Consider the following 26,023-nt stretch of genomic DNA (forward strand, 5'->3'; position numbering starts at 1 on the left):
ATATAATCTTTATCTAAATCTTACTTTTCTAAATCTGCCTTAAGCTTCTGAACATAAGCAACAACTTGCCAACGCTCTTCTTCGTTCAATTGGTTAGCATAAGAACCCATTGTATTTTTACCATAATAAAGCGTATGATAAATACTACCCTCAGTAATTGCTCTTCCTATATCTGCATAACTAGGTACACCTAAGATCTTTTCACGCTGTACCAATTTACCTTTTCCATCACCTTTATTACCATGGCAAATTCCACAGTAAATACCATATAATGGACCTGCTCTATCATAATCAATTTGAGTAGAATCTAATGGACTAGTTAAGTTTGCTTTTGCAAAAGCATAACCTTCATTTGTGTTTTCAATCTCAAAAGGCATAAAATCACCTCTTGGTATAGAACCTTCAGCCGGTAATTGTGCTTCAACACCGTTTGCGAATGCATCAGATTCTTGATAGGTTTCATAACCAATTGACTCGTACATGTTAGGCATATACTGGTAGTTTGGTCTTGAGTTCTCTTGGCAAGACATAAAGCTAACCAACACTGCTAATACAACGCTATATTTTGTGGCTTTCTTCATATTAATGTGCATCTTCATCTTTATTAACAATGTTTATCTCAACTGCACCTGTATCTTTCAACAGATTAGTTAATGATTCTTCGTTATTATGAACTGCAATTTCCATTAAGAAATGGTCATCTGTAGTTCTTGGATCTGGATTTTCAGCTTTCTTAAATGGCCATATTTTACTTCTCATATAAAAAGTAATCACCATTAAATGCGCCGAAAAGAACACCGTAAGTTCAAACATAATAGGTACAAAGGCAGGCATGTTTTCTAAAAAACTAAAACTTGGTTTACCACCAATATCTTGCGGCCAATCTTGAATCATTATATAGTTCATCATTACAGTGGCAACTGCTAAACCAACAGCACCATATAAAAATGCTGTAATAGCTAAACGCGTTGGTGCTAATCCCATTGCCTTATCTAGTCCATGAACTGGAAAAGGTGTGAATACATCTTCAATGTGATATTTTTCTGCCTTTACCGTTTTAACGGCTGACATTAAAACATCATCATCGGTATAAATAGCATGAATTACTTTCGAAGCTTCCATAGACTATATTAGTTGTTTATTAAGTTTTTAGCTTGTCCTGACCAATCATCACGTTCAGCTCTTCCTGGGAAAGAACCTGTAATTTCGTCTAACAAGTCATATTCTCTTTTTGTCATTTTACTTACTTGCGCATAAGTAAAGATACCAATGTTATTAAGTACATCTTCCATTTTTGGACCAATTCCATTAATAACTTTTAAATCATCAGCCGTTTGAATTGAAGCATCGAATCTACCAACACCTTCCAACAAATTACCTAGTTTCTCAGTAGTATCTTGAAGTGGTTTTGAAGCCGTCGTTTCTTCTGGAATCTTAAAATTAGACGTTCTAGAATCAGCACCAGTACCCGCAAGTGTTTCTCCATTCTCTCTTATACGTTTATAACGCTCACCTGAAGACTTTAATATGGTTTTAATCTCAGCCTGTGCAATTACAGGGAATGTACGTGCATATAATAAAAACAGTACAAAGAAGAAACCAATAGTTCCGATGAAAATTCCTATATCAACAAACGTCGGTGAAAACATTGTCCAAGATGATGGTAAGTAATCTCTATGTAATGATGTTACTATAATTACAAAACGTTCAAACCACATACCTATGTTTACTACAATAGAGATAAAGAATGAGAACATAATACTTGTTCTAAGTTTCTTGAACCACATAAATTGTGGTGAGAAAACGTTAAAACTCATCATACACCAGTATGCCCACCAGTAAGGACCAGTTGCTCTGTTTAAGAATGCAAACTGTTCATACTCTACACCAGAGTACCAAGCAATAAATAATTCTGTAATATATGCCACACCAACGATAGAACCTGTAAGCATAATTACAATGTTCATTAACTCGATGTGTTGTACTGTAATATAATCTTCAAGGTTACACACTTTTCTCATAATAATAAGAAGCGTGTTTACCATTGCAAATCCTGAAAAAATTGCACCTGCTACGAAATACGGAGGGAAAATGGTAGTATGCCATCCTGGAACAATCGATGTAGCGAAATCAAAAGATACAATAGTGTGTACAGAAAGTACTAAAGGTGTAGCTAAACCAGCAAGTACTAAAGATACTTCTTCAAAACGTTGCCAATCTTTTGCACGACCCGACCAACCAAAACTTACTAAAGCGTAGATTTTCTTTTGGAAAGGACGAACAGCTCTATCTCTTAACATTGCGAAATCTGGTAATAAACCTGTCCACCAGAATACTAATGATACCGATAAATACGTAGAGATTGCAAATACATCCCAAAGTAAAGGTGAGTTAAAATTTACCCATAGCGATCCGAATTGGTTTGGAATTGGTAATACCCAATACGCTAACCATGGACGACCCATGTGAATAATTGGAAACAAACCTGCTTGAAAAACCGCGAAGATTGTCATAGCTTCCGCAGAACGGTTAATTGCCATTCTCCATTTTTGACGGAATAATAATAGTACCGCAGAAATCAATGTTCCTGCGTGACCAATACCAACCCACCAAACGAAGTTAGTAATATCCCAAGCCCAGTTTACAGTCTTGTTAAGACCCCAAACTCCAATACCCGTAGATACTGTATAAATAATACAACCTATTCCCCAAAGGAATGCGACCAAAGCTATACTGAAAACAATCCACCATGCACGGTTGGCTTTGCCTTCAACAGGTCTTGCGACATCAACTGTAACATCGTGATACGATTTTTCTCCAGTTACTAAAGGTCTTCTAATAGGTGCTTCGTAATGAGACGCCATAATTATATACTTGTTTCTTAATTTAATTTACGCTTTTGATGTATTTCTCACTTTTGTCTGATAGATGACGTTAGGTTTTGTACCTACGTACTCTAATAAATGATACATACGATCTCCATCTTTCAATGCAGTAATCTCACTCTCTTTGTCATTGATATCACCGAATACCATAGCTCCATTTCCACAGGCTGCAGAACAAGCTGTTTGGAATTCGCCATCTTTAACAAGACGTCCATCACGCTTAGCATCTAGAATTGTTTTTTGTGTTTTTTGAATACACATAGAACATTTTTCCATTACACCACGAGATCTTACTACAACATCTGGATTTAATACCATACGACCTAAATCGTCATTCATGTAGTAATCAAACTCATCATTCTTGTTATATAAGAACCAGTTGAAACGACGAACTTTATAAGGACAGTTGTTTGCACAATATCTTGTTCCTACACAACGGTTATAAGCCATGTGATTTTGACCTTGACGACCATGTGCTGTTGCAGCAACAGGACAAACAGTTTCACAAGGAGCATGATTACAATGTTGACACATTACCGGTTGGAATACCACTTGAGGGCTTTCTGCTGGATTTTCTAATTCAGCAAACTCACTTAATGAACTACCTAATCCTGAAATGTTATTTTTCTTATCTAAGTCATCTTTGAAAGAATCTTCAGAAGAGTAATAACGGTCAATACGCAACCAGTGCATATCTCTACTACGTCTCATTTCAGATTTACCAACTACTGGTACGTTGTTTTCAGCGTGACATGCTATTACACATGCGCCACAACCTGTACAAGCGTTTAAGTCAATTGATAAATTAAAGTGATGTCCAATAGAACGATCAAACTCATCCCATAAATCTACATCTGGAGATGTTACAGGAGTTTCTATATGATTAAGAGACACTTGAGGAACAGCATTCCAATGTTTCTTATCTTTTGTATTAAATATCTCTAATGTAGTTTCCTTGATGATATCACCACGTCCCATTAAAGTATTATGCAACTGTACACAAGCAAATTCATGCTCACCAGCTACTTTACTAATTGTTACTTCTTGAACTGAATTAAAGCCTTGGTATAATGGGTAAGCATTAACACCAGTCTTCATTTCATCTTTAAGTGCTTTGGAAGTTCTTCCAAAACCAAATGCCATACCAACCGATCCTTTAGCTTGACCTGGTTGAATTAATACTGGCACCTTAGATACGGTAACACCGTTTACGGTAACATCTACATAGCTTCCGTTAAGACCACCATTAGCGACATTCTCGTTAATTAAACCATAAGCTTTAGCATCAGCTTGTGATACTGTAAGATAATTATCCCAAGATGTTCTTGTAATTGGATCAGGAAATTCTTGTAACCATGGATTGTTAGCTTGTTGTCCGTCTCCCATACCTACTTTGGTATAAAGTGACAATTCTAAGTTACCATCTTTTGCAGAAGCTGCTAGAGCTCTTGCTGCAGTACCACCTGTTAAAACAGATGCCGTATCAACGTTATTACCGTTATTTACAGTGGTAGTAGACGTTGTTGTCTTATATCCGTCTTTGTCTTCTTCCTTTATTCCAACACCAACAGCAACATCATGAATAACCCCGCCTAAGAATGTTCTATCTTTTTTATCTTCTAATTCTGTTGTTGTAGAAGTCGTTGTAGTTGATCCATTAGAACCACTTACCGAAGTACCTGTTACAAAAACACCATCTTGAACAGCTTTATTAAATGAAGAACCATTTAATACACTTTCTGTCCAAACAGATTTTAAATAATCTCTATAAGACCCAGACGTTGCTGTCCAGCTCATTAATACTTCTTGAAATTGCTTCGTATCAAATAAAGGACGAATTGTAGGCTGCATCATTGAATAATGACCAGATTTAAATTCGAAATCACCCCAAGATTCTAAATTGTGAGGAGTTGCAGCAATATATTGACAGTTCGTTGATGTTTCGTCTTGCTTCATTGAAAACGCAACCGATAAATCTGTCTTTGCTAATCCTTCTTTAAAATCTGAAGCATTTGGTAATGTATACATTGGGTTTACACCATTCATGATGATTGCACCAACTTTACCTGCCTTCATATCAGCTACTAATTGTGTAACTGCTTTATTACTTCCAAGTCTCGTTTTAATAGTTGTTTTAGGATCAAAAGCTTTACTTCTTAAATGCTCATTAATTTCTAAAACCGTTGTTTGTGCATTCACATCTTGAATTCCAGAAACAACAACTGCATTACTACCAGCTTGACTTAATTCTTTTGCTGCATCTTTTACCGCTTTATCTAAAGCCTCTGGTAAAGATCCAGGCAATGCAACACCTGTTACATAACTATATAATTTAGCAAGCGCTAATTTTTGTTGACTTGGTGTTAATGGTACACGCTTATCGGCATTGGCACCTGACAAAGACATGTTCGATTCAAACTGAATATGTCTAGACATTTTACCATTAGCAGGAATACGCTTTTTAGCATAAGCAGACTCAAAACCACCACCTTGCCAATCCCCTAAGAAATCAGCACCAATAGCTACAATGGTCATGGCTTTTGAGAAATCGTAATTAGCCATTCCTCTTGTACCGTACTTAGCTTGATATGCGTCTAAAGTTGCAGACTCTGAAACCGCATCATAAGCAACGTGATTCACGTTACCATACTTAGATTTAAAAGTTGCAATTAATTTATTTGTTGAAGGACTTGGCATCGATTGCGTTAATAACACAATTTGTTTACCATTAAGTCCATTTAATTTCGAAGTCGTTTCAGACATAAAAGTATCCCACGAAATTGTAGACTCACCTTTCATTGGTGACTTAACCCTAAGGTTGTCATACAATCCTAATACTGAAGCGTTAACTCTAGCATTTGCAATACCATTAGATGAGGCATCCGTATTATTTTCAATTTTAATAGGACGACCTTCTCTTGTCTTAACTAAAACACTGGCAAAATCAAAACCATCTGCAATTGTAGTTGCATAATAGTTAGCAACACCAGGAATAATTTCCGTTGGTTGCACTATATAAGGAATTGACTTAATCACTGGACCTTCACACGCGGCTAAAGAAGCTGCTGCAGTACTAAAACCAACGTATTTTAAGAAATCACGACGCGATGTAGATGAAGACTCTAAGGAATCTTTATCACCCAAAAATTCATCTGTAGGAATCTCTTCTACAAATTCATTTTGTTGAAGCGCCTCAACAATAGAGCTATTCTCGTTTAGCTCTTCAACACTTTTCCAGTATTTCTTGTTTGATGACATAGTGTTTATTTATAATTTTCGATTTGCGAATTTAAGATTTAAGCTTTTAAAAACTTCAATCAATTCCATCTAAATATTTAACTCTTTAAATTTTATTTTTTTCTCTTTAATACAATCCCTAATCTCTTAAGAATTACAAAAAACGAGTTTTAGTAATGACATTTACCACATTCTAAACCACCCATTTGTGCTACAGTTAACTGATCAACACCATATTTTTTAGATAGTTCTTCGTGAATTTTAGTATAATAGTCGTTATCCTTAACTTTTACGTTAGTTTCTCTGTGACAGTTAATACACCATCCCATAGTTAATGGAGAATGCTGATACATGATTTCCATTTCTTCAACAGGACCATGACATGTCTGACATTCTATACCTCCAACTTCTACGTGTTGTGAGTGATTAAAATACGCAAAATCAGGTAAGTTGTGGATTCGTATCCATTTCACTGGTTTAGATTCACCAGTATAACCAGTACCATCCCATCCGACAGCATCATATAACTTTTGGATTTCACCATTATAATCAACACTGTATTCATCCATACCCTCAGCTAACGTTTCTGGCGCTACTTCTGAGATTGACTTATGACAATTCATACAAACATTCAATGAAGGAATACCAGAAGTTTTACTCACTCTAGCAGACGAGTGACAGTACTTACAATCGATACCATTATCACCAGCATGAATTCTATGTGAATAATGAATAGGCTGAACAGGCTCGTAACCTTGATCTACACCTACCTGCATAAAGTAACCATATACAAAATAACCACTAGCTAGTAAAAAGATAATAGCCGTAACCAATACTAAAAATTGATTTTGAGCAAAAGCTTTCCATAACGGTGTTCTTTTTTCTTGCTCAGTAACAACTTTAATATCTTTAGCTTCTGCAAAACGATTTAATGTACGATTCACTAAAACCAATGCCATTGCTAATAATGCAAATAACAATGCCAATGCTCCAAGAATTAAATCATTTGACACACCACCTTCTTGCACAGAACCACCAACTGGCACAGGAGCCACAACAGGCTCAGGAGCCGGTGCAGCAGTATAAGCTAACATATCAGAAATATCCTGATCGCTTAACTGAGGAAAAGCAGTCATTGCTGTTTGGTTGTATTCGTTGTAAATCTTTACAGCGTATGCATCACCACTTTTAATTAATGATGAACTATTTCTAATCCATGCGTTAAGCCATGCTCTATCTAAACCTTGCTCATCAGCCAATCTAGCCTCAACATTACGTAAAGCGGGACCTGTCATAGGCTTATCTAATTTATGACATGCTGCACAATTAGAATTAAAGAGCGATTTTCCGTTCACCGGATCACCTTCTTGAGCTATAAGGGAGGTTGAAAAAGAAAGCAATAGAACAAGACAAAGACTAAAAATCTTCGAGGTTAAACTACAGTAAATCACCTGTTTCATATTATAAGTTGGATTATCTTCTAAACTTTGGTACGGTTTTTTCATTAAAAAAGTGAAAAAAGATGTTTGTAAAAAACTCAGGCAAAAGTAACATTTAAAGTCGATTTTGAAAATCTTAGAGAAGTGTTAATAGATAATTTATACTAATTCTAAATAAACCATTTTGAAATTTTATGTGTGAATATTCGTTCCTTAAATATCGACAGCTTGAATCGCAATTGATTACCATTGAAATGACAATAAAAAAAATAGCAAAGGTTACATTGAAAATTTTACCTTTGCCTAATAAATTTAACTTATGAAATTAAAAAATAAAACTTTTGCGCTTATAATTTTAGGTTTAAGCCTAACCTTTGCGTTGCCTGCACAAGAAGGAGTAGTCAATGTAAGCCAAGATAGTGATATTGATAAATTACTAGAATACAAGAAGGATATTAAAACCACTAAGGTATTTAGAATCCAAGTATATCAAAATGTCGATATTGATATGGCGCAACGCGAAAAACAAAACTTCCTAAACTTATTTGATGAATGGCCAGCGGAAATTGTTTGGAACACTCCAAATTATAAAGTTTGGGTAGGTAACTTTGTTAATCGTTTAGAAGCCGATCGTGCATGGGCAAAAATTAAAAAGGAATATATGAACGCTATTATTTTTCAGCCTAAAACGGACTAATAAGATTTCATTTAACTGCATAAAAAAACCGACAATCACTTGTCGGTTTTTTTGTTTTTATAACTTATGAAGTTGTTATTTCAACTTTTTCTTAACTTCTACTTCTTGGAATGCTTCAATAACATCACCTTCTGAGATGTCGTTATAGCCTTTAATTTGCATACCACAGTCGTAACCTTTAGATACTTCTCGAACATCATCTTTAAAACGTCTTAAAGCCTCTAGTGTACCTGTATGAACAACAACACCATCTCTAATAATTCTGATTCCAGAGTTTCTATAGATTTTACCATTCATAACCATACAACCTGCAATGTTTCCAATTTTAGATACTTTAAATATTTCTCTAATTTCAGCAGTACCTGTCACCTCTTCTTTAACTTCAGGAGATAACATACCTTCCATAGCATCTTTAAGATCATTAATGGCTGCATAGATAATTGAGTATGTTCTGATATCAATTTCTTCCTTATCAGCAATCATTCTTGCATTTCCAACAGGTCTTACATTAAATCCGACGATAATAGCGTCAGACGCTGTTGCTAATAACACATCACTTTCTGTAATGGCACCAACACCTTTATGTATAATATTGACTTGAATTTCTTCAGTAGATAATTTCTGGAATGAATCTGTTAATGCTTCCACAGAACCATCAACATCACCTTTAAGGATAATATTCAATTCTTGGAAATCACCAAGAGCGATACGTCTTCCAATTTCATCAAGTGTAATATGACGTTGCGTTCTAACGGATTGCTCACGTTGTAACTGTGCACGTTTAGTAGCAATTTGTTTCGCTTCACGTTCATCAGAGAAGACATTAAACTTGTCACCTGCTTGTGGCGCGCCATCTAAACCTAAAATAGATACAGGGGTTGCAGGACCAGCTTCTTTAACATCATGTCCTCGCTCATCTTGCATGGCTTTTACTTTACCACTATTCTTACCAGCTAAAACGTAGTCACCAACTTTTAATGTACCTGCTTGTACTAAAATTGTTGATACATAACCTCTACCTTTATCTAAATATGCTTCTACAACTGTTCCGCTTGCTGCTTTATTAGGGTTCGCTTTCAACTCTAAAAGTTCTGCCTCTAATAATACTTTTTCTAATAATTCTTTTACACCAGTTCCTACTTTAGCAGAGATGTCATGAGATTGAATTTTACCACCCCAATCTTCTACTAAAAGATTCATTTGTGCTAAACCTTCTTTTACTTTTTCAGGATTTGCATCTGGTTTATCAATTTTGTTAATCGCAAATACGATTGGAACTCCCGCAGCTTGTGCATGAGAAATCGCTTCTTTTGTTTGAGGCATTATAGCATCATCCGCAGCAACAACAATAATAGCAATATCTGTAACTTGAGCACCACGCGCACGCATCGCTGTAAAGGCTTCGTGACCTGGTGTATCTAAAAATGCTATTTTTTGACCGTTTTCTAACTGTACCCCATAAGCACCAATGTGCTGTGTAATACCACCAGATTCACCAGCAATTACATTCTCTTTACGTATGTAATCTAATAATGAAGTTTTACCATGATCAACGTGACCCATTACGGTAACAATTGGTGCTCTTTCAACTAAATCCTTAGGATCGTCTTCAACAACTACAATGGATTCTTCAATATCTGCTTTGATAAATTCTACATCAAAACCAAACTCTTCTGCAACAATAGTTAATGTCTCTGCATCTAATCTTTGGTTCATGGTAACCATCATACCTAAAGACATACATGCTGAGATAACTTGTGTTACTCCAACTTCCATCATCGTAGCCATTTCGCTTACAGTAACAAACTCAGTAACCTTAATAGTTTTACTTTCTGCTGCTGCAATCTCTTGGTCGATTTCAGATTGTTGACGGTGTTGATCTCTCTTATCTCTACGATATTTAGCTCCTTTACCTTTATTAGATTTTCCTTGAAGCTTTTCTAAAGTTTCACGGATTTGTTTTTGAACATCTTCTTCAGTTGGCTCTTCCTTAACCACTTTTGGTCTTGCAGCATTATTACCACCGCGACCTCTTGGTGCACCTCTTTTATTATCAAAGTTTGGTTTGCCAGGTGTATCAGTACCAGTTTTGCTAATTCTACGTCTCTTACGTTTGTTAGCATCACCAGGTTTAGCCGTTTCTACTTTTTTCTTCTTAGGCTTATTAAATTGAGATAAATCAATCTTTTTACCTGTAGTAACTGGACCTGTAAGTTTTTTATATTGTGTTTTTAGTGTCTCTTCTACAGGAGCACTTGGAGTCGTTTGAGCTTCCTCTTTTTTAGAATCTACTTTAGGTTTTGGTTTATTAGCTTCAACCTCTTTTTCAATTTTGCTAACCTCCGCAACTTTTTTAACCTTTTCAACTTTCTCTACCTTTTCAACTTTTTCAGTCTCCTTCGGTTTCTCAGCTTCTTTCGGTTTCTCAGCAACTTTTGGTTCTTCCTTAGGTGTTTCAGACTTTACCTCAGGTTTTTCTGCTTTAGGTTCTTCCTTAACTTCTGGAGCTTTAGGTTCTACCTTCTTTTCGGTTTTAGGCTTTGTATCTAAGTCAATTTTACCGACTTGTTTTGGGCCACTTAACTCAGCTTTAGCCTTAACTACAGATTCTCGTTCTGCTTTTTGCTTTTGCTTCTCTTCAATTTCGCGTTCTCTTTGTTCGCGAAGCTCCTCTTTTTCTTTGAGTTTTGCTTCACTTACCTCTTGAGCTTTTTCACGCTTAGATGCATCTGTCTGAAATCCATCTGAAAGCGTTTTGTAAACCTCTGCCGAAATTTTAGTATTAGGGCTTTTCTCAATTTCCACACCTTTGGATTCTAAAAAATCCACAGCACGATCTATTGAGATATTCAATTCCCTTAATACTTTATTTAATCTTGTTGTTTGAGCCATAAATTGCCTGTAAAATACTTAAATATATGTTATACCAATTCAACTTCAAAATGAATTACAAAATTCATTCCAAAGTAAATGGATATTATTCTTCAAATTCCTCTCTTAGAATTCTAATGACATCTAAGATTGTTTCTTCTTCTAAATCTGTACGCTTCACTAAATCAACAATATCCTGTTCTAAAATACTTTTTGCAGTATCTAAGCCAGCTTTGCTAAATTCTGAAATTACCCAACCTTCAATTTCGTCGGAGAATTCTTTTAATTCCACATCTTCTTCTGCACCTTCTCTAAATACGTCAATTTCGTAACCTGTTAGTTGACCAGCCAAACGAATGTTGTGACCACCTCTACCAATAGCTTTTGAAACTTCTTCTGGTTTCAATAACACTTCTGCACGCATGTTTTCTTCATCTAATTTTAAAGATGTTACTCTTGCTGGGCTTAATGCTCTTGTTACAAAAAGTTGAATATTGTTAGTATAGTTAATAACGTCAATGTTTTCATTCCCTAACTCACGTACAATACCGTGAATTCTTGAACCTTTCATACCAACACAAGCACCAACTGGGTCAATTCTATCATCATAAGAATCTACTGCAACTTTCGCTTTTTCTCCAGGAATACGCACCACCTTTTTAACTGTAATTAAACCATCAAAAACTTCTGGTATTTCTTGTTCAAATAATTTCTCAAGAAATACTGGAGATGTTCTAGACATTACAATTGCCGGTTTACTACCCTTTAATTCAACGCTTTCAATAATCCCTCTTACATTTTCTCCTTTTCTGAAGAAATCTGAAGGAATTTGTTTGTCCTTTGGAAGTATAATTTCATTACCGTCGTCATCTAACAAAATAATTGCTCTGTGACGGATGTGATGTACTTCTGCTGTATAAATTTCACCTTCTAGCTCTTTAAAGTGCTTATAGATGTTTGTATTATCGTGTTCGTGAATCTTAGAAATTAAATTTTGTCTTAAAGCTAAAATCGAACGTCTTCCAAGGTCAATTAATTTTACTTCTTCTGCAACATCTTCACCAACTTCGAAATCAGGCTCTATTTTCTGAGCTTCTGATAATTCGATTTCTTGATTTGGTTCTTCTACCTCACCATCTGCAACGACAATACGGTTTCTCCAAATTTCTAAATCACCTTTATCTGGGTTTATAATGATATCAAAGTTATCGTCATCACCATATTTCTTCTTCAATGCATTACGTAATACATCTTCAAGAATTGCCATTAGCGTAACTCTATCTATTAATTTGTCGTCTTTAAATTCTGAAAATGACTCAATTAATGCTATATTTTCCATATATTGATATGAATTAAAATTTTATTTTAACTTTCGCTTCTTTAATATTATCAAAAGCAATAGCTGCTGTTTTAGCGACTGTTACTTTTCCTTTCCCTACTGGCTTAGGCTCTCTCGCTTTCCAGCTTAAAACCACCCCATCTTCGTTCACTTCTGTAAGTTCACCTTCTAAATCTTGATGATCTAAAGTTTTTACTTCTAAATTTCGGCCAATGTGCTTATTGTACTGTCTTGGCAAAATTAATGGAGTTGCTGCACCAGATGATAAAACTTCTAAAGAAAAATCGTGTTCTTCTCTGTCTATGTCGTGTTCAATTGCCCGACTTATAAACATACAGTCTTCTACTAACACGCCATTATCACCATCTATTATGATTTTGACTGCATTATCCCCAGACAAAGAAAAATCTATTAAGAACAGATCTTGCCTTTCTTCTAATGCGTTTTGTAATAAGTCTTCTACTATTTTCTTAAACATTTGTTGATATAAAAAGAGAGGACTTTTCGTCCTCTCGCTTATTCATTTTTAGTAAATAACGGTGCAAATATACGTAATTTATATTAAATCACCCAAGCTATGTAATATGGATTTATTTCCTTAAATTTAGAAAGACTAACATAAACCAACAAATATGAATAGAATACTCGTTCCAACAGATTTCTCTGAGCAAGCAGAAAACGCTTTAAAAGTAGCGGCTATGCTTGCAAAAGCTCATAATGCAGAGATCTATTTATTGCACATGATGGAGATTCCGATGCAACAAACTGATCCCGGTCATGCACAAAGTGATATTCCAGAAACTTTATTTTTTATGAAGTTAGCGAGAAAAAGATTTGAAAATTTGATGGCACAAGACTATTTAGAAAATATTCCTGTTCATGAAACCGTAAAAGCAGATATCACTTTTAATGAAATTAAAAACTCTTGTAAAGAATACGATATTGATCTAATTGTTATGGGATCTCATGGAGCTACAGGAATCAAAGAAATGTTTGTAGGTTCTAATGCTGAAAAAGTGGTTCGTTTTTCTGATGTACCTGTATTGGTCATAAAAAATGAACACAAAAGTTTCAATGTATCTAATTTTGTTTTTGCATCAGATTTTAAAAATGACAATAAAGAAACTTACAAGCAAGCCGTTAAATTTGCGCAAGCTTTCGGATCAAAAATTCATTTATTATTGGTTATTACCTCTAGTAACTTTATGACATCTTACGAAGCCAACACAAGAATCAACGATTTTATAGCAGGACAAACATTTGATAATTACACCATTACTATACATAATGATAACACCGTTGAGCAAGGCATATTAAATGTTTCTAAAGATTTAGATGCCGATCTTATTGGAATAAGCACACATGGCAGACAAGGTATTGCTCATTTTTTTAATGGCAGTATAAGTGAAGATTTAGTCAATCATGCAAAGCGACCCGTGATTACTTTTAAGATATAAACAACAGCAAATCGCTGCGATCTAAAACATTAAGCCTTATCGAATATTATAAAAACGAAAAAATCCTAATCAATACGATTAGGATTTTTTTCTTTTGGTTGGCCTACTAGGTTTCGAACCTAGACTCTTCTGTACCAAAAACAGATGTGTTAGCCAGTTACACCATAGGCCAATCTCTTATTTTGAGGGTGCAAATTTAATACAAAGTTTTACTTTTGCAAAATAAAACAAGAAAATTTTTAAAAATACTTAACGTTACCTTAAAAATGAGCACGTTTAGGTAATAATTAGTAAATTCGCCAGCATTAATAAGCAACGTTTTCATGAAAGATTTTAACTTTAAAAAGTGGAATAACATCTTAGGATGGTCTGTTTTTACCATAGCAGTTGTAGTTTACGGACTTACTATAGAACCAACCGTTAGTTTTTGGGATGCAGGGGAGTATATTTTAACCTCATCTAAATTACAGGTAGGACATCCACCAGGAGCACCATTATTTCAAATGTTTGGTGCCTTTTTCTCCATGTTTGCTTTAGAACCTTCGCAGATTGGAGCCATAATGAATATGATGAGTGGCGTTGCAAGTGCATTTACCATTCTTTTTATGTTTTGGACAATTACTCTATTGCTTGTAAAACTTACCAAATACAACGAAGACAAAAACACGAGCAAAGCTTATGCTATTTTAGGAAGTGCTTTAGTAGGCAGTTTAGCTTTTACATTTACCGATTCTTTTTGGTTTAATGCTGTAGAAACAGAAGTGTACGCCATGGCTACACTAATAATGGCTGTTTTATTTTATTTAGGACTACGTTGGGAACAAGACATGAACGAACCTCGAGGTAACCGTTGGTTAATACTCATCGCTTTTGTTATTGGTTTATCCTTTGGAGTTCACTTTATGGGATTATTAACGATTCCTGCAATTGGATTACTCTATTATTTTAAAAATTATAAAACCATTACGGTAAAGAATTTCATTATTGCAAATATTGCTTCGGCCGCAATTTTACTTTTTATATTTAAATTACTATTGCCTTCAACCTTAAAGCTTTTTGGTTATTTAGAGGTGTTTTTTGTAAATTCTATTGGCTTACCGTTTAATTCAGGAACTATTATTACAGGCCTAATGGTTATCGCCTTATTTTATTTTGGTCTGAATTATACGCGAAAAAATGGCATGAAGCACACCAACACTTTAGTGTTATGTCTAATGTTTATTTTTATAGGTTTCTCTTCTTGGATGATGCTTCCTATTCGTGCGAATGCCCAAGTTGTTATTAATGAAAATAACCCATCGGATGCGAGAGAACTTTTAGCCTATTACAACTTAGAACAATATCCTGAAACACATTTATTCTATGGGCCATTTTTTACGGAAATATATTCTGGAGCAGATAAAGACGAACCATTTATTGACGATAAAAAGAATTATGAACGCGATGATGAGGCTGGGAAATATGTTATTATAAACGACTGGGAAAAGAGCAAGCAGAATTACAACCATGAGCATGCGTCTATACTTCCAAGAATGTGGAGCTCAGAACATGCTGAAAACTACATGATGTTTACAGGCTTAATTGATTTTAAAGTTGACCCTAGTTTACAAACACGCGCGTACAATGAAGCACTTAATGCTGGTTTAACAGAAGAGCAATCTGCACAATATGCCCTTGGAGAAAAACAACAATTTGACCAACTAGTCAATGAATTTAGAAGAAGTGTTGCCAATGGAGAAGTGGACTACGATGGTTATAATCAATTTCTAAAACGTTATGGGCAACAGTATCTGATTATAGAGAAACCTACCTTCATGGATAATATTATGTACATGTTTCAATACCAATTTGGCTACATGTATTGGCGTTATTTTATGTGGAATTTCACAGGACGACAAGATGATATTCAAGGAAGATACACACACAAAAACGGAAATTGGATTTCAGGAATTAACTTTATAGATTCATGGCATATAGGCATGTCTCAAGATAATTTACCAACAGATGTGCTAGACAACAAGGCGAGAAACACCTATTATTTCTTACCCTTATTATTAGGATTAGCAGGTTTCTTTTTCTTAATGTATTCTGATTTAAAACGTTTCTGGGTACTATTAGTATTCTTTTTATTGACCGGTTTAGCTATTCAGTTTTACACCAACGTTAGGCCATTTGAACCTAGAGAACGTGATTACTCCGTTGTCGGCTCATTTTATGTGTTTGCTATCTGGATTGGTTTTGGAGTGTACGCTATTTATGACCTTTTACAATCGCGCTTCAAAACAAAACTTTTAGCTCCTGTAGTCACATTAGCTTGTCTTGTTATTGTTCCTGGAGTTTTAGCAGCAAATAATTGGGACGATCATGATCGTTCTGGTAAGTACACTACAAATTCTATGGCTCGTAAGTATTTAGAATCTTGCGCACCAAACGCTATTCTATTTACCATTGGAGATAACGATACATTCCCTTTGTGGTATTTGCAAGAGATAGAAGGTGTTCGTACAGACGTACGTGTTGTTAATACGAGTCTATTTCAAACAGATTGGTACATTGACCAAATGAAACGTAAAGCTTATGAAAGTGATCCGATTCCTTCACAGCTTACGCACAATCAATATAGAGGTGGCACAAGAGATGTTATTATTAGAAGAGAAATCACCAAGGATACGTTACCTATTAAAGACTTTATGGATTTTGTTTCTAGTGAAAAACCTAGTACTAAATTTAAGTTTGTAGCCGAAAAACAAGGTGAAGATTCTAGTCAGTATCCAAAGCATTTATTGAATTCTAATTATTTTCCTACGCGCAGTATCAGTATTCCTGTAAATAAGGAAATGGTTCTAAAAAATGGTGTCGTTAAACCAAAGGATGCCGATAAAATAGAAGATAACTTGTACACTCAAATTGAAGGTAGTTACATCTATAAAAACCGTCTTTTAATGTTAGATATTATCGCTAATAATAATTGGGAGCGTCCTATTTATTTTACAGGAGGTGCATTTGGATCGGAAGACTACATTTGGCTAAAAGATTATTTACAGCTCGATGGTATGTGCTACAAATTAGTACCAATTAAAACTCCTGTAAACAAAGCAAACCCATATGATATGGGTCGTGTAGATCCAGACCTTATGTACGATATGGTTAAGAACTGGGAATGGGGAGGCAGTGGAGAAGAGATGTACTATGATATTGAAACGAGAAGAAATGGTATCACCTACAGAGGAAATTTAGCACGTTTAATTGAAAGTCTTATTAATGAAGATCAACTAGATAAAGCCGAAGAAATAGCAGATATCGCTATGGAAAAAATGCCAGTAGACAAATTTGGTTTTTACTCGTTACTAGAACCGTATGTTAGTGCATACTATGAAGTAGGAAATGTTGAAAAAGGTCGTGCACTCTACAAAGATGTTGCGAAGAAATATCAAGAGAATTTAGTGTATTACAGCAGTCTTTCAATTGAGGATCAGGATCGTATTGTTGGAGAAGATATTTATATAGACATACAGCGCTACAGAGCCTTAATCGATATTTTAGTCATCTACAACGATAAAGAATTTGCCTTACAAGAAACAAAAACATTTAATAGTTATTTGAGCTTGTTTGATGAACTTATGAATCGTTATAGCCAAGATGAGCTTCCAGAAATACCAAGTGATTTAGATTTTAATGAAACTATTAAGGACACTGTAGATTTAATAGCTCCAGAGAATTAATAAGGTATGCAGATTATTCCAGCTAAAACGCCAGACTTTGTAAAAGTAGTGTTCCCAAATTTTATCTGGAATATCAATACCAAAAATAAAGAACTCTATTTAACGTTTGATGATGGCCCAACTCCTGAAATTACAGATTGGGTACTTTCAACATTAAAAGTTTACAACGCAAAAGCCACCTTTTTTTGTATTGGTAATAATATTGAAAAACACCCAGAGATGTTTCAAACTATTATTAATGAAGGGCATACCATTGGCAACCACACTTACAACCATTTAAAAGGTTGGAAACATAAAGCCAAGGACTATATTAACGATGTTGCATTAACGCAATCCTTAATAGATTCTACAATTGTAAATTTAGAAGTCGCTAATCAGAAGTCGTCAATCTCACCTCTTTTTAGACCTCCATACGGTAAATTTAAATCTAAGCAAAGCAAACAACTTCAAGAATTAGGCTATAAGATTGTTTTATGGGATGTTTTGTCTTATGACTGGGACAGTTCAGTAACGGAGGAAACTTGCCTTAAAAATGTAACCTCTGCTGCTGAGGAAGGTAGTATAATTGTATTTCATGACAGCGTAAAGGCCTCTCGAAATTTAAAATATGTGCTCCCTAAGGTTTTAGAATATTACAGTGAGCGTGGTTTTGAATTTAAAAGTATAAATTAAAATCTGTCTTGTTGTATCTTCAAAAAACTAAGATCCGACTAAATATACTCTTGTATTATATTAATTAAGGTATTAGCATCTTGTTCACCACTATGTCTCCATTTCATTTCACCATTTTTGTAGATGATTAAAGTTGGTAAACCTTTAACTCGCAATGCTTCTGCAAGCTCTCTATTTTTCTCTACATCAATCTTAATCACTTTAGCTTTATCACCTAATGCAGCAGCGACATCTCTAAGTATAGGATGCATAGCTAAAGATTGATCTTCTCGTTCGGTGTAAAAATCCAGTAGTACTGGAATCTCAACATCTATTAATTCCCCAAATTTTGACATACGTTTTAGTTTTAGTCAAATATATAAGTACTTCAAACTTGCATATACTCTTAATAAGTGAACACTGCAAGTAAGATACTCATATCATAAAAATAAGCAATTCTTTACAATTACGCACTTTTCGAGCCTTTTTTGAGCTCAATCACTGTGATTTCTGGCCAAATACCAACGCGACCAGGATATCCTAGATAACCAAAACCTCTATTGACATTGATATGCTGACCTAATTCTGTATAAATTCCTGCCCATTGTTTATAACGCCATTTTGCGGGACTCCATTTTATCCAGCCCGGGATTTCAATCCCAAACTGCATACCATGTGTATGACCACTTAAGGTTAAATGGTAGTGGTAAGGATCTTTTAGCACTTTCGCTTCCCAATGACTTGGATCGTGTGACATTAATATTTTAAAGTCATCTGCCTGAATTTGAGATGCCGCTTTATTTAAGTCTCCTACTTTTATAAAACCTCCCTTTCCCCAATTCTCTACTCCAACTAATGCAATACGTTGACCATCCTTTTCGAGGTAGCGACTTTCGTTTAACAATAAATCGAAACCAATATCTTTTTGTATCGTTTTTAAATCTTCAAGATTTTGTGCTTTTTCTTCAGGTGAATTCCAATCAACATAATCCCCATAATCATGATTTCCTAAAACAGAAAATTTCCCATCCTTGGCTTTCAATCTTCCAAAAGTTTCCAACCAAGGCAACATTTCAGAGGCTTTATTATTCACCATATCACCTGTAAATAATAACACATCAGATTGTTGTTCATTGATTAAATCTACAGCATATTCTACCTTTTCATGATTATCAAAACTACCAGAATGAATATCACTAATCTGGGTTATTCTATACCCATCAAAAGCGTCTGGCAAGTCTTCATAATGCAATGTGTAATTGAGGACTCTAAAGTTATATTTACCTTGAAACATGCCATAAAGCAAAGAAGAAAATGGTATTGCCGCTAAACCTAAGGCAACTTGACTCACAAATTTTCGTCGAGATGGTAAATAAAACGTATCGTTTTTGGTTACAAACTTATCGTACACACTAATAGCTCCTCTAATAAAATCTTCACCTATTAAAAACGGCAACAACACCACATTAAAAGCCATAAATGCCAATAAAAATCCGAAGGCAAAACTTTTGGCGGTTGTTAACACACGACCTTCACTAGTCGCAGTAAATTGAAAAATAAAATTCCCAACCACGACAATAGCGACACCCAAAAACAGATAATAAACCCAAGTTTGTTTTGTTACTGTTTTTATAGCTTGAAAACCATAAACCGTAAGTATTATAAATAAAATAGCAAATAGCAGCCAGCGAATCATTTTGTTCTTTTTGAATTTACAAAATTAAGGATATGCGATACTACTTATCTTATGAAAGTGTTAAAGGTTTTTCTTTAAGGACTTTAAAGTCATCTAAACTTTGCTATTTTAAATTTACACTAACAAGATCTATAATGCAAAAAGGAATAGTGTAAGAACGTTCTTGGCCTGTATTTTACTATATTAGAGGCATTGAAATAAGATTTTTTTTTGATGAACTTTAAACTAAACGCCTTTTTATATGCTTTCATTTTCGTAATAGCTTGTTATAGTTATATCCTTTGTTATGGCTATAAGAATTCTAAAAGATTCATATATGAAGCGTAGAAAGTTTATAAAAGCAGCATCTTTAACAAGTGTTGGTTTGGCTGTAGGCGGTTCATTGATGAGTTGTAATGAAGCAGTTTCAAAAGAATCAAAAGAACAAAACGAAGAAGCTATCGCGGATTTAAAAGGACTACCATTAGTTGTTGCGACGTGGCATGTTAAAGCGGCTACAGCGAAAGCAATGGAAATTCTCCAAACTGGTGGAAACGCTCTAGATGCAGTAGAACAAGGTTGCAGAGTTGAAGAAGCTGATAAAAAAAATCAAACTGTTGGTAAAGGCGGATTACCTGATAGGGATGGCAAGGTCACCTTAGATGCTTCTATAATGGACAAACATGGCAATTGTGGGTCTGTAGTATATCTTCAAAATATTACACATGCCGTTTCAGTAGCTAGAAAAGTGATGGAAGATACTCCACATGTTATGCTTGCTGGTGAAGGTGCCAAACAATTTGCCCTTTCCAAAGGTTTTGAACCCGAAGATTTGTTGACAGAAGCCTCAAAAAAAGCTTGGGAAAAATGGAAGGTTGAAGCCCAATACAAACCCATCATTAATATAGAAAATCACGACACTATCGGATTACTTGCCCTAGATAAAAATGGAGACATTTCTGGTGCTTGCACTACTAGCGGCCTAGCTTACAAGCTCGGAGGGCGTGTTGGTGATTCTGCTATTATTGGCTCCGGATTATTTATAGATAATGACATTGGCGGTTGTGTAGCTACAGGTTTGGGAGAAGAGGTTATAAAAACTGTTGGAAGCTTTTTAGTCGTAGAATTGATGCGCCAAGGTAGATCACCTCAACAAGCCTGTGAAGAAGCGATTCATAGAATTGTGAAGAAACCGAATAGTAATTTTATGGATTTTCAAGTGGGTTATATAGCCATTAATAAAAAAGGCGAATCTGGGTGCTACTCCATTCACCAATGGTTCAGCATGACTAAATTTCAAGATGGGGTGAACGCGCAAATTCAATCCGATTACTTTAATAAATCCTAAAACCACTTAATAGTTAACCTTGCTAATGTCTCCTTAAATCCTGTATAAGGAGGAAATAACAATTCAGTGACTCCAAACGTATGTTGTTTCATTACGGAGCGTTCATTACTAAACGCTTTAAACCCGAAAAACCCATGACTCTTACCAATACCACTATTATTAACTCCTCCAAAAGGTAGATTATGGTTGGTATAATGCAATACACTATTATTAATACACGTACCTCCTGCCCTGGTGTTATTTAAAATCGTATTCGTATTGGCTTTACTGTTACTATATATATAAAGTGCTAATGGTCGCGGTTTAGAATTAATGTACGCAATGGCCATATCCAAACTATCATAAGTAACAATCGGTAAAATGGGTCCAAAAATTTCGTCTTCGAGCAATTTAGCTTCTGGTTTTAAATCTGAAATTATAGTTGGTTCTATATATTTTGAAGCACTATCGGTTTGTCCACCGACTTCAAATTTAGCATGTAGCGTTTTTGCATTTTCGAGATAAGAACTTAAGCGCTCAAAATGTTTATCAGTGACTATCCTTCCATAAGAACCGGATGCTTTTGGATTATCGCTGTAAAACGTATCAAGCCACTTTTTACACGCCTCTATAAATTGAGTTTTTACACTTGCATCAATCAACACATAATCTGGAGATACACAAATTTGTCCACAGTTCAGAAACTTAGCCCACATTATTTTCTTTGCGGCTTTATCTATGTTAGCTGTTTTATCTATTATAGTTGGTGATTTCCCACCCAATTCTAAGGTTACAGATGCCAAATGTTCCGATGCGGCTTTCATTACAATCTTCCCCACATTTGGAGAGCCTGTAAAAAAGATATGATTAAAAGGTAGCTTTAATAATTGTGTAGAGACCTCAACTTCACCTTGAAGCACTGCAACTTCATCTTCAGAAAAAACATCTGAAACAATCTTAGCCATGAGATGAGATGAATTTGGTGTCATCTCAGAAGGTTTAATAATAACGGTATTACCAGCTGCAATTGCAGAGACTAAAGGTCCAAAGGTGAGATTGAAAGGAAAATTCCATGGCGAAATAATTAAACACACCCCTTTAGGCTGGTACTTTATATAAGAACTAGAGCCCAACATCGCTATAGGTGTGTCCACCCTTTGTTTTCGCATCCATCTATGCAAATTCTGCTTAGCAAATTTTATATCACCAATAATAGCATAGATTTCTGTGAGCTCTATTTCTACAATGGGCTTTCCTAAATCTTTTTGTAAGGCGTCTTGAATTTGAGTCCTATATATAACCTCAATAGCGTGTTGAAGTTTGTTTAAAGTTTTAAGCCTTTCCTTATAACTACGATTACCTACAGCATATTGATTGATGCTTTGTTTTGAAAACAATTCATAATACGGGTTATTCCTAAAATCATTCATAATAATTGTTTATTTACAGGTACTTCAAGCTCATTTTGAGCACTTCGTCGATATTTTTTATTTAGAAGTGTATTTAATCTAACAAATCATATCATTTAACTTAAAACGCAACGCATTTAAAGGGATACAAGCGCATATAGTGCATTTCATCGGTATTTTTTACGAGCGTTTTCCACTTAACAGTTTATCGACCTATTTCATCTAAAACTTTCAATCACGTTGAATATGTTGCGTTTCTTTGACTCGAAGTTAAAACAAATATAGCTTCCTACAATTATGAAAAAAGGTTTATTCATCATATTATTTTTAACAATGTCTCTTACAAGTTTTGCACAACAAGATGTAAAAACGACTAACGAAACTACAATTGTTGAAACTACTAAAACGGAAAAGCCTGAAACTAATGAAGCTGCTATTTCTCCAGAAATCAAAGCTAAAGTTTTAAAAATGAATCGTAAAAAGAATAACGAAATCATCAGTATCAAATCTTTCAGAAAAAGTCTTCAAATTAGAGTAAAGACTATAAAGCTTTGTTAAACCATTATAAAAAACGCTATTAACCATATTAAAAAAGCCGAAACTCACGTTTCGGCTTTTTTATGTTTATAGAATTCCTAATGGATTAATCTGCATAGTTTAATTCACCATTCGCTTCTTGCTCTTTAAATTTCTTTACCAATTCTAAAGCATCAGGTATCACATCACTACATAATATAATCAATGAACCTTTGACAGCATTTCTAACGGCAAATTTAATCGCTTCTTTTTCTGATGGAATTATAGTCGTTTTCTTATTTGGATCGCGCTTCTTAATCCCATCATCTAGCATCTTAATTAATTCTTGCTCTGTTTTACCTCTTAAACGCTTGTCTTGTCTAATAATAATCTCATCAAACATATCAGCCGCAATCGCTCCCATTTCATTATTATCTTCTACACGTCTATCTCCAATACCTGCAATAATACCAACTTTTACGGTCGCTTCAAGTTCATTAGTAAACGCTTGTAAGGCTCTCATTCCTGCTGGATTATGAGCGTAATCAAGTAAAATAGTAAAGTCTTTAAATTCAAATAAATTTAAGCGTCCAGGTGTTTGTGATGCCGAAGGGATAAACGTTTCCAAGCCTGCTTTCATATCTTCAATACTAATACCTTGTACATGTGCTCCTAAAACGGCTGCTAGCACGTTCTGAATCATGAATTTTGCTTTCCCACCATAAGTCAACGGAATATTTTCAGCCTTCATTAAGCGCATTTTCCATTCACCTCTACATATGGTTACGTAACCATTCTCATAAACTGCTGTTATACCATTTAAGCGTTGTAAAGCTTTAATATGCGGATTGTTTTCATCCATTGAAAATAAAGCAACATTACAATCTAAACTACGTCGCATATCGTAAACCAAATCATCATCAGCATTTAAAATCGCATAGCCATCTGGTAAAACCGTTTCTGGCACTACTCCTTTTACTTTTGCTAATTGCTCTATTGTATGAATACCTTTTAAGCCTAAATGATCTGCAGCTACATTAGTTACAATAGCGACATCACATTTTTTAAAGCCTAAACCAGCTCTCAGTAAGCCACCTCTTGCACATTCTAAAACGGCAAAATTCACTGTCGGGTCTTTCAATACAAATTCTGCACTTGCAGGCCCCGTACAATCCCCCGTCATTAATAAGCGATTCTGAATATAAACACCATCACTAGTGGTATAACCCACACGATAGCCATTCATTTTGGCAATATGAGCCATTAATCTAGACGTTGTTGTTTTTCCGTTAGTTCCTGTAATAGCTATAATTGGAATACGACCTGTATCTCCTTTGTTTGGAAATAATTTATCAATTACCGGAGCGGCTACATTTCTTGGTAATCCGGATGTTGGTGCTAAGTGCATTCTAAATCCAGGACCAGCATTAACTTCTAAAACAGCTCCTCCAGTTTCGGATAAAGGCTGCGAAATATCAGTGGTCATAATATCAATACCACAAATATCTAAATCAATAATTTTAGAAATACGCTCTGCCATACTTACGTTTGCAGGATGTATAATATCTGTAATATCTTCTGCTGTTCCACCCGTACTTAAATTGGCGGTATCTTTTAATATTAAACGTTCACCTTCTGCAATAACAGATTCTAAGGTATAACCCGCATCTTTTATAATGGTCAGTGTTAATTCGTTCGTAGTGATTTTTGTCAATACATTTTCATGACCAAACCCACGACGAGGATCGCTATTCACTTTATCTATTAATTCTTGAACTGTAGATTTCCCATCTCCAATCACATGTGCCGGAGTTCTAATGGCTCCAGCGACTAACCTATTATTTATAACTAGTAATCTATAATCTTGACCAACAATAAACTTTTCAACGATAATAGCTCCACTTTTAGAACTTTCTTTCGCATGGTGAAAAGCCGCTAGTGCATCCTCATAATTTTGAATATCTACAGTAATCCCACGACCATGATTACCATCAATAGGCTTAATTACCAAAGGATAACCAACATAATCACAAGCCTCTTGTAAACTGCGTTCACGACGAATAATATCTCCACGAGGTACTTCAACCTCAGCTTGTTCTAATAAAAATTTAGTATCTTCTTTATCACAGGCCAACTCTACACCAATACTACTCGTTTCAGACGTCACGGTGGCTTGAATTCGTTTCTGATTCGCCCCATAACCCAACTGGCACAATGAATATTTATTTAGTCGTATCCAAGGAATACCTCGTGCTTCCGCTTCTTCAACAATAGACCCTGTGCTTGGTCCTAAACGATCGGCTTCACGCAATTCTCTCATTTCCTGAATATCATCAGTCATATCGTAAGCTTCACCTGCAATAAGTGCTTCACAAATTCTTACGGCGGACTTTGCAGCAAACCGCCCAACAGATTCTTCCATATAAGAAAAAACAACGCTATAAACCCCATGCTCTCCGTAACCTCTAGTTCTTCCAAAGCCCGTATCCATACCAGCAAGGGTCTGAATCTCTAAAGCAATATGCTCTATAATATGCCCCATCCAAGTGCCTTCATCAACACGCATAAAAAAACCACCTTCGCAACCTTCAGAACAGCGGTGCGAATACATTGTAGGAAACATAGTTTTTAATCGCTCCGGGAAACCTTCAATTTTATTAGAAGGTAATTCTTCCATTTCTTCAAGATCGAGAACCATTACAATTAATTTATGTCGTCTTACAGACCAGTAATTAGGTCCTCTCATCGCATTAATTTCGCGTATTTTCATGTTCGTTGGTTTGTTTTAGTTATTGAAA

18 protein-coding genes and 1 tRNA gene are annotated in these 26,023 nt (G+C 35.1%); 6 read left to right on the plus strand and 13 right to left on the minus strand.

The window, feature by feature from the left end:
• Nucleotides 1-20: 20 nt before the first annotated feature.
• The 5 genes from DFQ09_RS11385 to DFQ09_RS11405 all read right to left on the minus strand — a co-directional run bounded on the left by DFQ09_RS11385 (nucleotide 21) and on the right by DFQ09_RS11405 (nucleotide 7,582).
• Nucleotides 21-593 (minus strand): c-type cytochrome, encoded by a 573-nt coding sequence (locus DFQ09_RS11385; protein ID WP_115810431.1) that lies wholly within the window; start codon nucleotides 591-593, stop codon nucleotides 21-23.
• The gene (locus DFQ09_RS11390; protein ID WP_115810433.1) at nucleotides 583-1,122 is read right to left on the minus strand and encodes a DUF3341 domain-containing protein; all 540 of its coding nucleotides are present in this window, start codon (nucleotides 1,120-1,122) and stop codon (nucleotides 583-585) included. Before DFQ09_RS11390 ends, DFQ09_RS11385 begins: the two co-directional genes overlap by 11 nt.
• Nucleotides 1,123-1,130: 8 nt before the next feature.
• Entirely contained in the window at nucleotides 1,131-2,864 is a 1,734-nt protein-coding gene (nrfD, locus tag DFQ09_RS11395) for an NrfD/PsrC family molybdoenzyme membrane anchor subunit (protein ID WP_115810435.1), read from the minus strand.
• 27 nt (nucleotides 2,865-2,891) lie between these two features.
• Entirely contained in the window at nucleotides 2,892-6,143 is a 3,252-nt protein-coding gene (locus tag DFQ09_RS11400; RefSeq protein ID WP_115810437.1) for a TAT-variant-translocated molybdopterin oxidoreductase, read from the minus strand.
• A 149-nt stretch (nucleotides 6,144-6,292) separates the two neighbouring features.
• Nucleotides 6,293-7,582, minus strand: a complete 1,290-nt coding sequence (locus DFQ09_RS11405; protein ID WP_181897178.1) for a c-type cytochrome — start codon at nucleotides 7,580-7,582, stop codon at nucleotides 6,293-6,295.
• A 298-nt stretch (nucleotides 7,583-7,880) separates the two neighbouring features.
• On the opposite strand from DFQ09_RS11405, the gene DFQ09_RS11410 reads away from it, so the two are divergent.
• Nucleotides 7,881-8,258 carry an SPOR domain-containing protein gene (locus DFQ09_RS11410; protein WP_115810441.1) on the plus strand — a complete coding sequence of 126 codons (378 nt, stop codon included), beginning with the start codon at nucleotides 7,881-7,883 and terminating at the stop codon, nucleotides 8,256-8,258.
• Between the two features lie 75 nt (nucleotides 8,259-8,333).
• Here DFQ09_RS11410 and infB read toward each other — a convergent pair whose 3' ends face one another.
• The 3 genes from infB to rimP all read right to left on the minus strand — a co-directional run bounded on the left by infB (nucleotide 8,334) and on the right by rimP (nucleotide 12,946).
• Nucleotides 8,334-11,150, minus strand: coding sequence for a translation initiation factor IF-2 (infB, locus tag DFQ09_RS11415; RefSeq protein WP_115810443.1), 2,817 nt, complete (start codon nucleotides 11,148-11,150; stop codon nucleotides 8,334-8,336).
• A gap of 85 nt (nucleotides 11,151-11,235) precedes the next feature.
• Complete coding sequence (nusA, locus tag DFQ09_RS11420) at nucleotides 11,236-12,468, minus strand: transcription termination factor NusA (RefSeq protein WP_115810445.1); 1,233 nt, start codon at nucleotides 12,466-12,468, stop codon at nucleotides 11,236-11,238.
• Nucleotides 12,469-12,481: 13 nt separating this feature from the next.
• Entirely contained in the window at nucleotides 12,482-12,946 is a 465-nt protein-coding gene (rimP, locus tag DFQ09_RS11425) for a ribosome assembly cofactor RimP (RefSeq protein ID WP_115810447.1), read from the minus strand.
• A gap of 154 nt (nucleotides 12,947-13,100) precedes the next feature.
• Here rimP and DFQ09_RS11430 point away from each other — a divergent pair, with 154 nt between their 5' ends.
• On the plus strand, nucleotides 13,101-13,925 hold the full coding sequence (locus DFQ09_RS11430) for a universal stress protein (RefSeq protein WP_115810449.1): 825 nt from the start codon (nucleotides 13,101-13,103) through the stop codon (nucleotides 13,923-13,925).
• Between the two features lie 95 nt (nucleotides 13,926-14,020).
• Here the strand turns inward: DFQ09_RS11430 and DFQ09_RS11435 are convergent.
• Nucleotides 14,021-14,097, minus strand: a tRNA-Gln gene (locus DFQ09_RS11435).
• Between the two features lie 151 nt (nucleotides 14,098-14,248).
• On the opposite strand from DFQ09_RS11435, the gene DFQ09_RS11440 reads away from it, so the two are divergent.
• Together DFQ09_RS11440 and DFQ09_RS11445 are read left to right on the plus strand one after the other, a co-directional pair.
• Nucleotides 14,249-17,647 carry a glycosyltransferase family 117 protein gene (locus tag DFQ09_RS11440; protein ID WP_115810451.1) on the plus strand — a complete coding sequence of 1,133 codons (3,399 nt, stop codon included), beginning with the start codon at nucleotides 14,249-14,251 and terminating at the stop codon, nucleotides 17,645-17,647.
• 6 nt (nucleotides 17,648-17,653) lie between these two features.
• Nucleotides 17,654-18,319 carry a polysaccharide deacetylase family protein gene (locus tag DFQ09_RS11445; protein ID WP_115810453.1) on the plus strand — a complete coding sequence of 222 codons (666 nt, stop codon included), beginning with the start codon at nucleotides 17,654-17,656 and terminating at the stop codon, nucleotides 18,317-18,319.
• 38 nt (nucleotides 18,320-18,357) lie between these two features.
• On the opposite strand, the gene DFQ09_RS11450 is transcribed toward DFQ09_RS11445, so the two are convergent.
• Nucleotides 18,358-18,654, minus strand: a complete 297-nt coding sequence (locus DFQ09_RS11450; RefSeq protein ID WP_115810455.1) for a thioredoxin family protein — start codon at nucleotides 18,652-18,654, stop codon at nucleotides 18,358-18,360.
• A 110-nt stretch (nucleotides 18,655-18,764) separates the two neighbouring features.
• On the minus strand, nucleotides 18,765-19,994 hold the full coding sequence (locus DFQ09_RS11455; protein ID WP_115810457.1) for a metallophosphoesterase: 1,230 nt from the start codon (nucleotides 19,992-19,994) through the stop codon (nucleotides 18,765-18,767).
• 316 nt (nucleotides 19,995-20,310) lie between these two features.
• Between DFQ09_RS11455 and DFQ09_RS11460 the strand changes: the two genes are divergently transcribed.
• Nucleotides 20,311-21,321 carry an isoaspartyl peptidase/L-asparaginase family protein gene (locus tag DFQ09_RS11460; protein WP_115810897.1) on the plus strand — a complete coding sequence of 337 codons (1,011 nt, stop codon included), beginning with the start codon at nucleotides 20,311-20,313 and terminating at the stop codon, nucleotides 21,319-21,321.
• On the opposite strand, the gene DFQ09_RS11465 is transcribed toward DFQ09_RS11460, so the two are convergent.
• The gene (locus DFQ09_RS11465; RefSeq protein WP_115810459.1) at nucleotides 21,318-22,730 is read right to left on the minus strand and encodes an aldehyde dehydrogenase family protein; all 1,413 of its coding nucleotides are present in this window, start codon (nucleotides 22,728-22,730) and stop codon (nucleotides 21,318-21,320) included. The two genes, DFQ09_RS11460 and DFQ09_RS11465, sit on opposite strands and share 4 nt — an antisense overlap.
• A gap of 276 nt (nucleotides 22,731-23,006) precedes the next feature.
• Here DFQ09_RS11465 and DFQ09_RS11470 point away from each other — a divergent pair, with 276 nt between their 5' ends.
• Nucleotides 23,007-23,267, plus strand: a complete 261-nt coding sequence (locus DFQ09_RS11470) for a hypothetical protein (RefSeq protein WP_115810461.1) — start codon at nucleotides 23,007-23,009, stop codon at nucleotides 23,265-23,267.
• Nucleotides 23,268-23,352: 85 nt separating this feature from the next.
• Here the strand turns inward: DFQ09_RS11470 and cphA are convergent, their stop codons facing one another.
• A complete protein-coding gene (cphA, locus tag DFQ09_RS11475; protein WP_115810463.1) occupies nucleotides 23,353-25,995 on the minus strand; it encodes a cyanophycin synthetase in 2,643 nt (880 codons plus the stop codon).
• Between the last annotated feature and the right edge of the window lie 28 nt (nucleotides 25,996-26,023).

It is taken from the genome of Winogradskyella pacifica, assembly GCF_003386275.1.
In the GTDB taxonomy this organism is placed as follows: Bacteria; Bacteroidota; Bacteroidia; order Flavobacteriales; family Flavobacteriaceae; genus Winogradskyella; species Winogradskyella pacifica.

What these genes read in the sequence shown, in the direction of transcription:
- nrfD (WP_115810435.1), bottom strand. Translation starts at nt 2,864, where the DNA reads ATGGCGTCTCATTACGAAGCACCTATTAGAAGACCTTTAGTAACTGGA.
- DFQ09_RS11445 (WP_115810453.1), top strand. Translation starts at nt 17,654, where the DNA reads ATGCAGATTATTCCAGCTAAAACGCCAGACTTTGTAAAAGTAGTGTTC.
- DFQ09_RS11390 (WP_115810433.1), bottom strand. Translation starts at nt 1,122, where the DNA reads ATGGAAGCTTCGAAAGTAATTCATGCTATTTATACCGATGATGATGTT.
- DFQ09_RS11405 (WP_181897178.1), bottom strand. Translation starts at nt 7,582, where the DNA reads ATGAAACAGGTGATTTACTGTAGTTTAACCTCGAAGATTTTTAGTCTT.
- cphA (WP_115810463.1), bottom strand. Translation starts at nt 25,995, where the DNA reads ATGAAAATACGCGAAATTAATGCGATGAGAGGACCTAATTACTGGTCT.
- DFQ09_RS11385 (WP_115810431.1), bottom strand. Translation starts at nt 593, where the DNA reads ATGCACATTAATATGAAGAAAGCCACAAAATATAGCGTTGTATTAGCA.
- DFQ09_RS11465 (WP_115810459.1), bottom strand. Translation starts at nt 22,730, where the DNA reads ATGAATGATTTTAGGAATAACCCGTATTATGAATTGTTTTCAAAACAA.
- rimP (WP_115810447.1), bottom strand. Translation starts at nt 12,946, where the DNA reads ATGTTTAAGAAAATAGTAGAAGACTTATTACAAAACGCATTAGAAGAA.
- DFQ09_RS11460 (WP_115810897.1), top strand. Translation starts at nt 20,311, where the DNA reads ATGAAGCGTAGAAAGTTTATAAAAGCAGCATCTTTAACAAGTGTTGGT.
- DFQ09_RS11450 (WP_115810455.1), bottom strand. Translation starts at nt 18,654, where the DNA reads ATGTCAAAATTTGGGGAATTAATAGATGTTGAGATTCCAGTACTACTG.
- DFQ09_RS11455 (WP_115810457.1), bottom strand. Translation starts at nt 19,994, where the DNA reads ATGATTCGCTGGCTGCTATTTGCTATTTTATTTATAATACTTACGGTT.
- DFQ09_RS11410 (WP_115810441.1), top strand. Translation starts at nt 7,881, where the DNA reads ATGAAATTAAAAAATAAAACTTTTGCGCTTATAATTTTAGGTTTAAGC.
- DFQ09_RS11440 (WP_115810451.1), top strand. Translation starts at nt 14,249, where the DNA reads ATGAAAGATTTTAACTTTAAAAAGTGGAATAACATCTTAGGATGGTCT.
- DFQ09_RS11400 (WP_115810437.1), bottom strand. Translation starts at nt 6,143, where the DNA reads ATGTCATCAAACAAGAAATACTGGAAAAGTGTTGAAGAGCTAAACGAG.
- nusA (WP_115810445.1), bottom strand. Translation starts at nt 12,468, where the DNA reads ATGGAAAATATAGCATTAATTGAGTCATTTTCAGAATTTAAAGACGAC.
- DFQ09_RS11470 (WP_115810461.1), top strand. Translation starts at nt 23,007, where the DNA reads ATGAAAAAAGGTTTATTCATCATATTATTTTTAACAATGTCTCTTACA.
- DFQ09_RS11430 (WP_115810449.1), top strand. Translation starts at nt 13,101, where the DNA reads ATGAATAGAATACTCGTTCCAACAGATTTCTCTGAGCAAGCAGAAAAC.
- infB (WP_115810443.1), bottom strand. Translation starts at nt 11,150, where the DNA reads ATGGCTCAAACAACAAGATTAAATAAAGTATTAAGGGAATTGAATATC.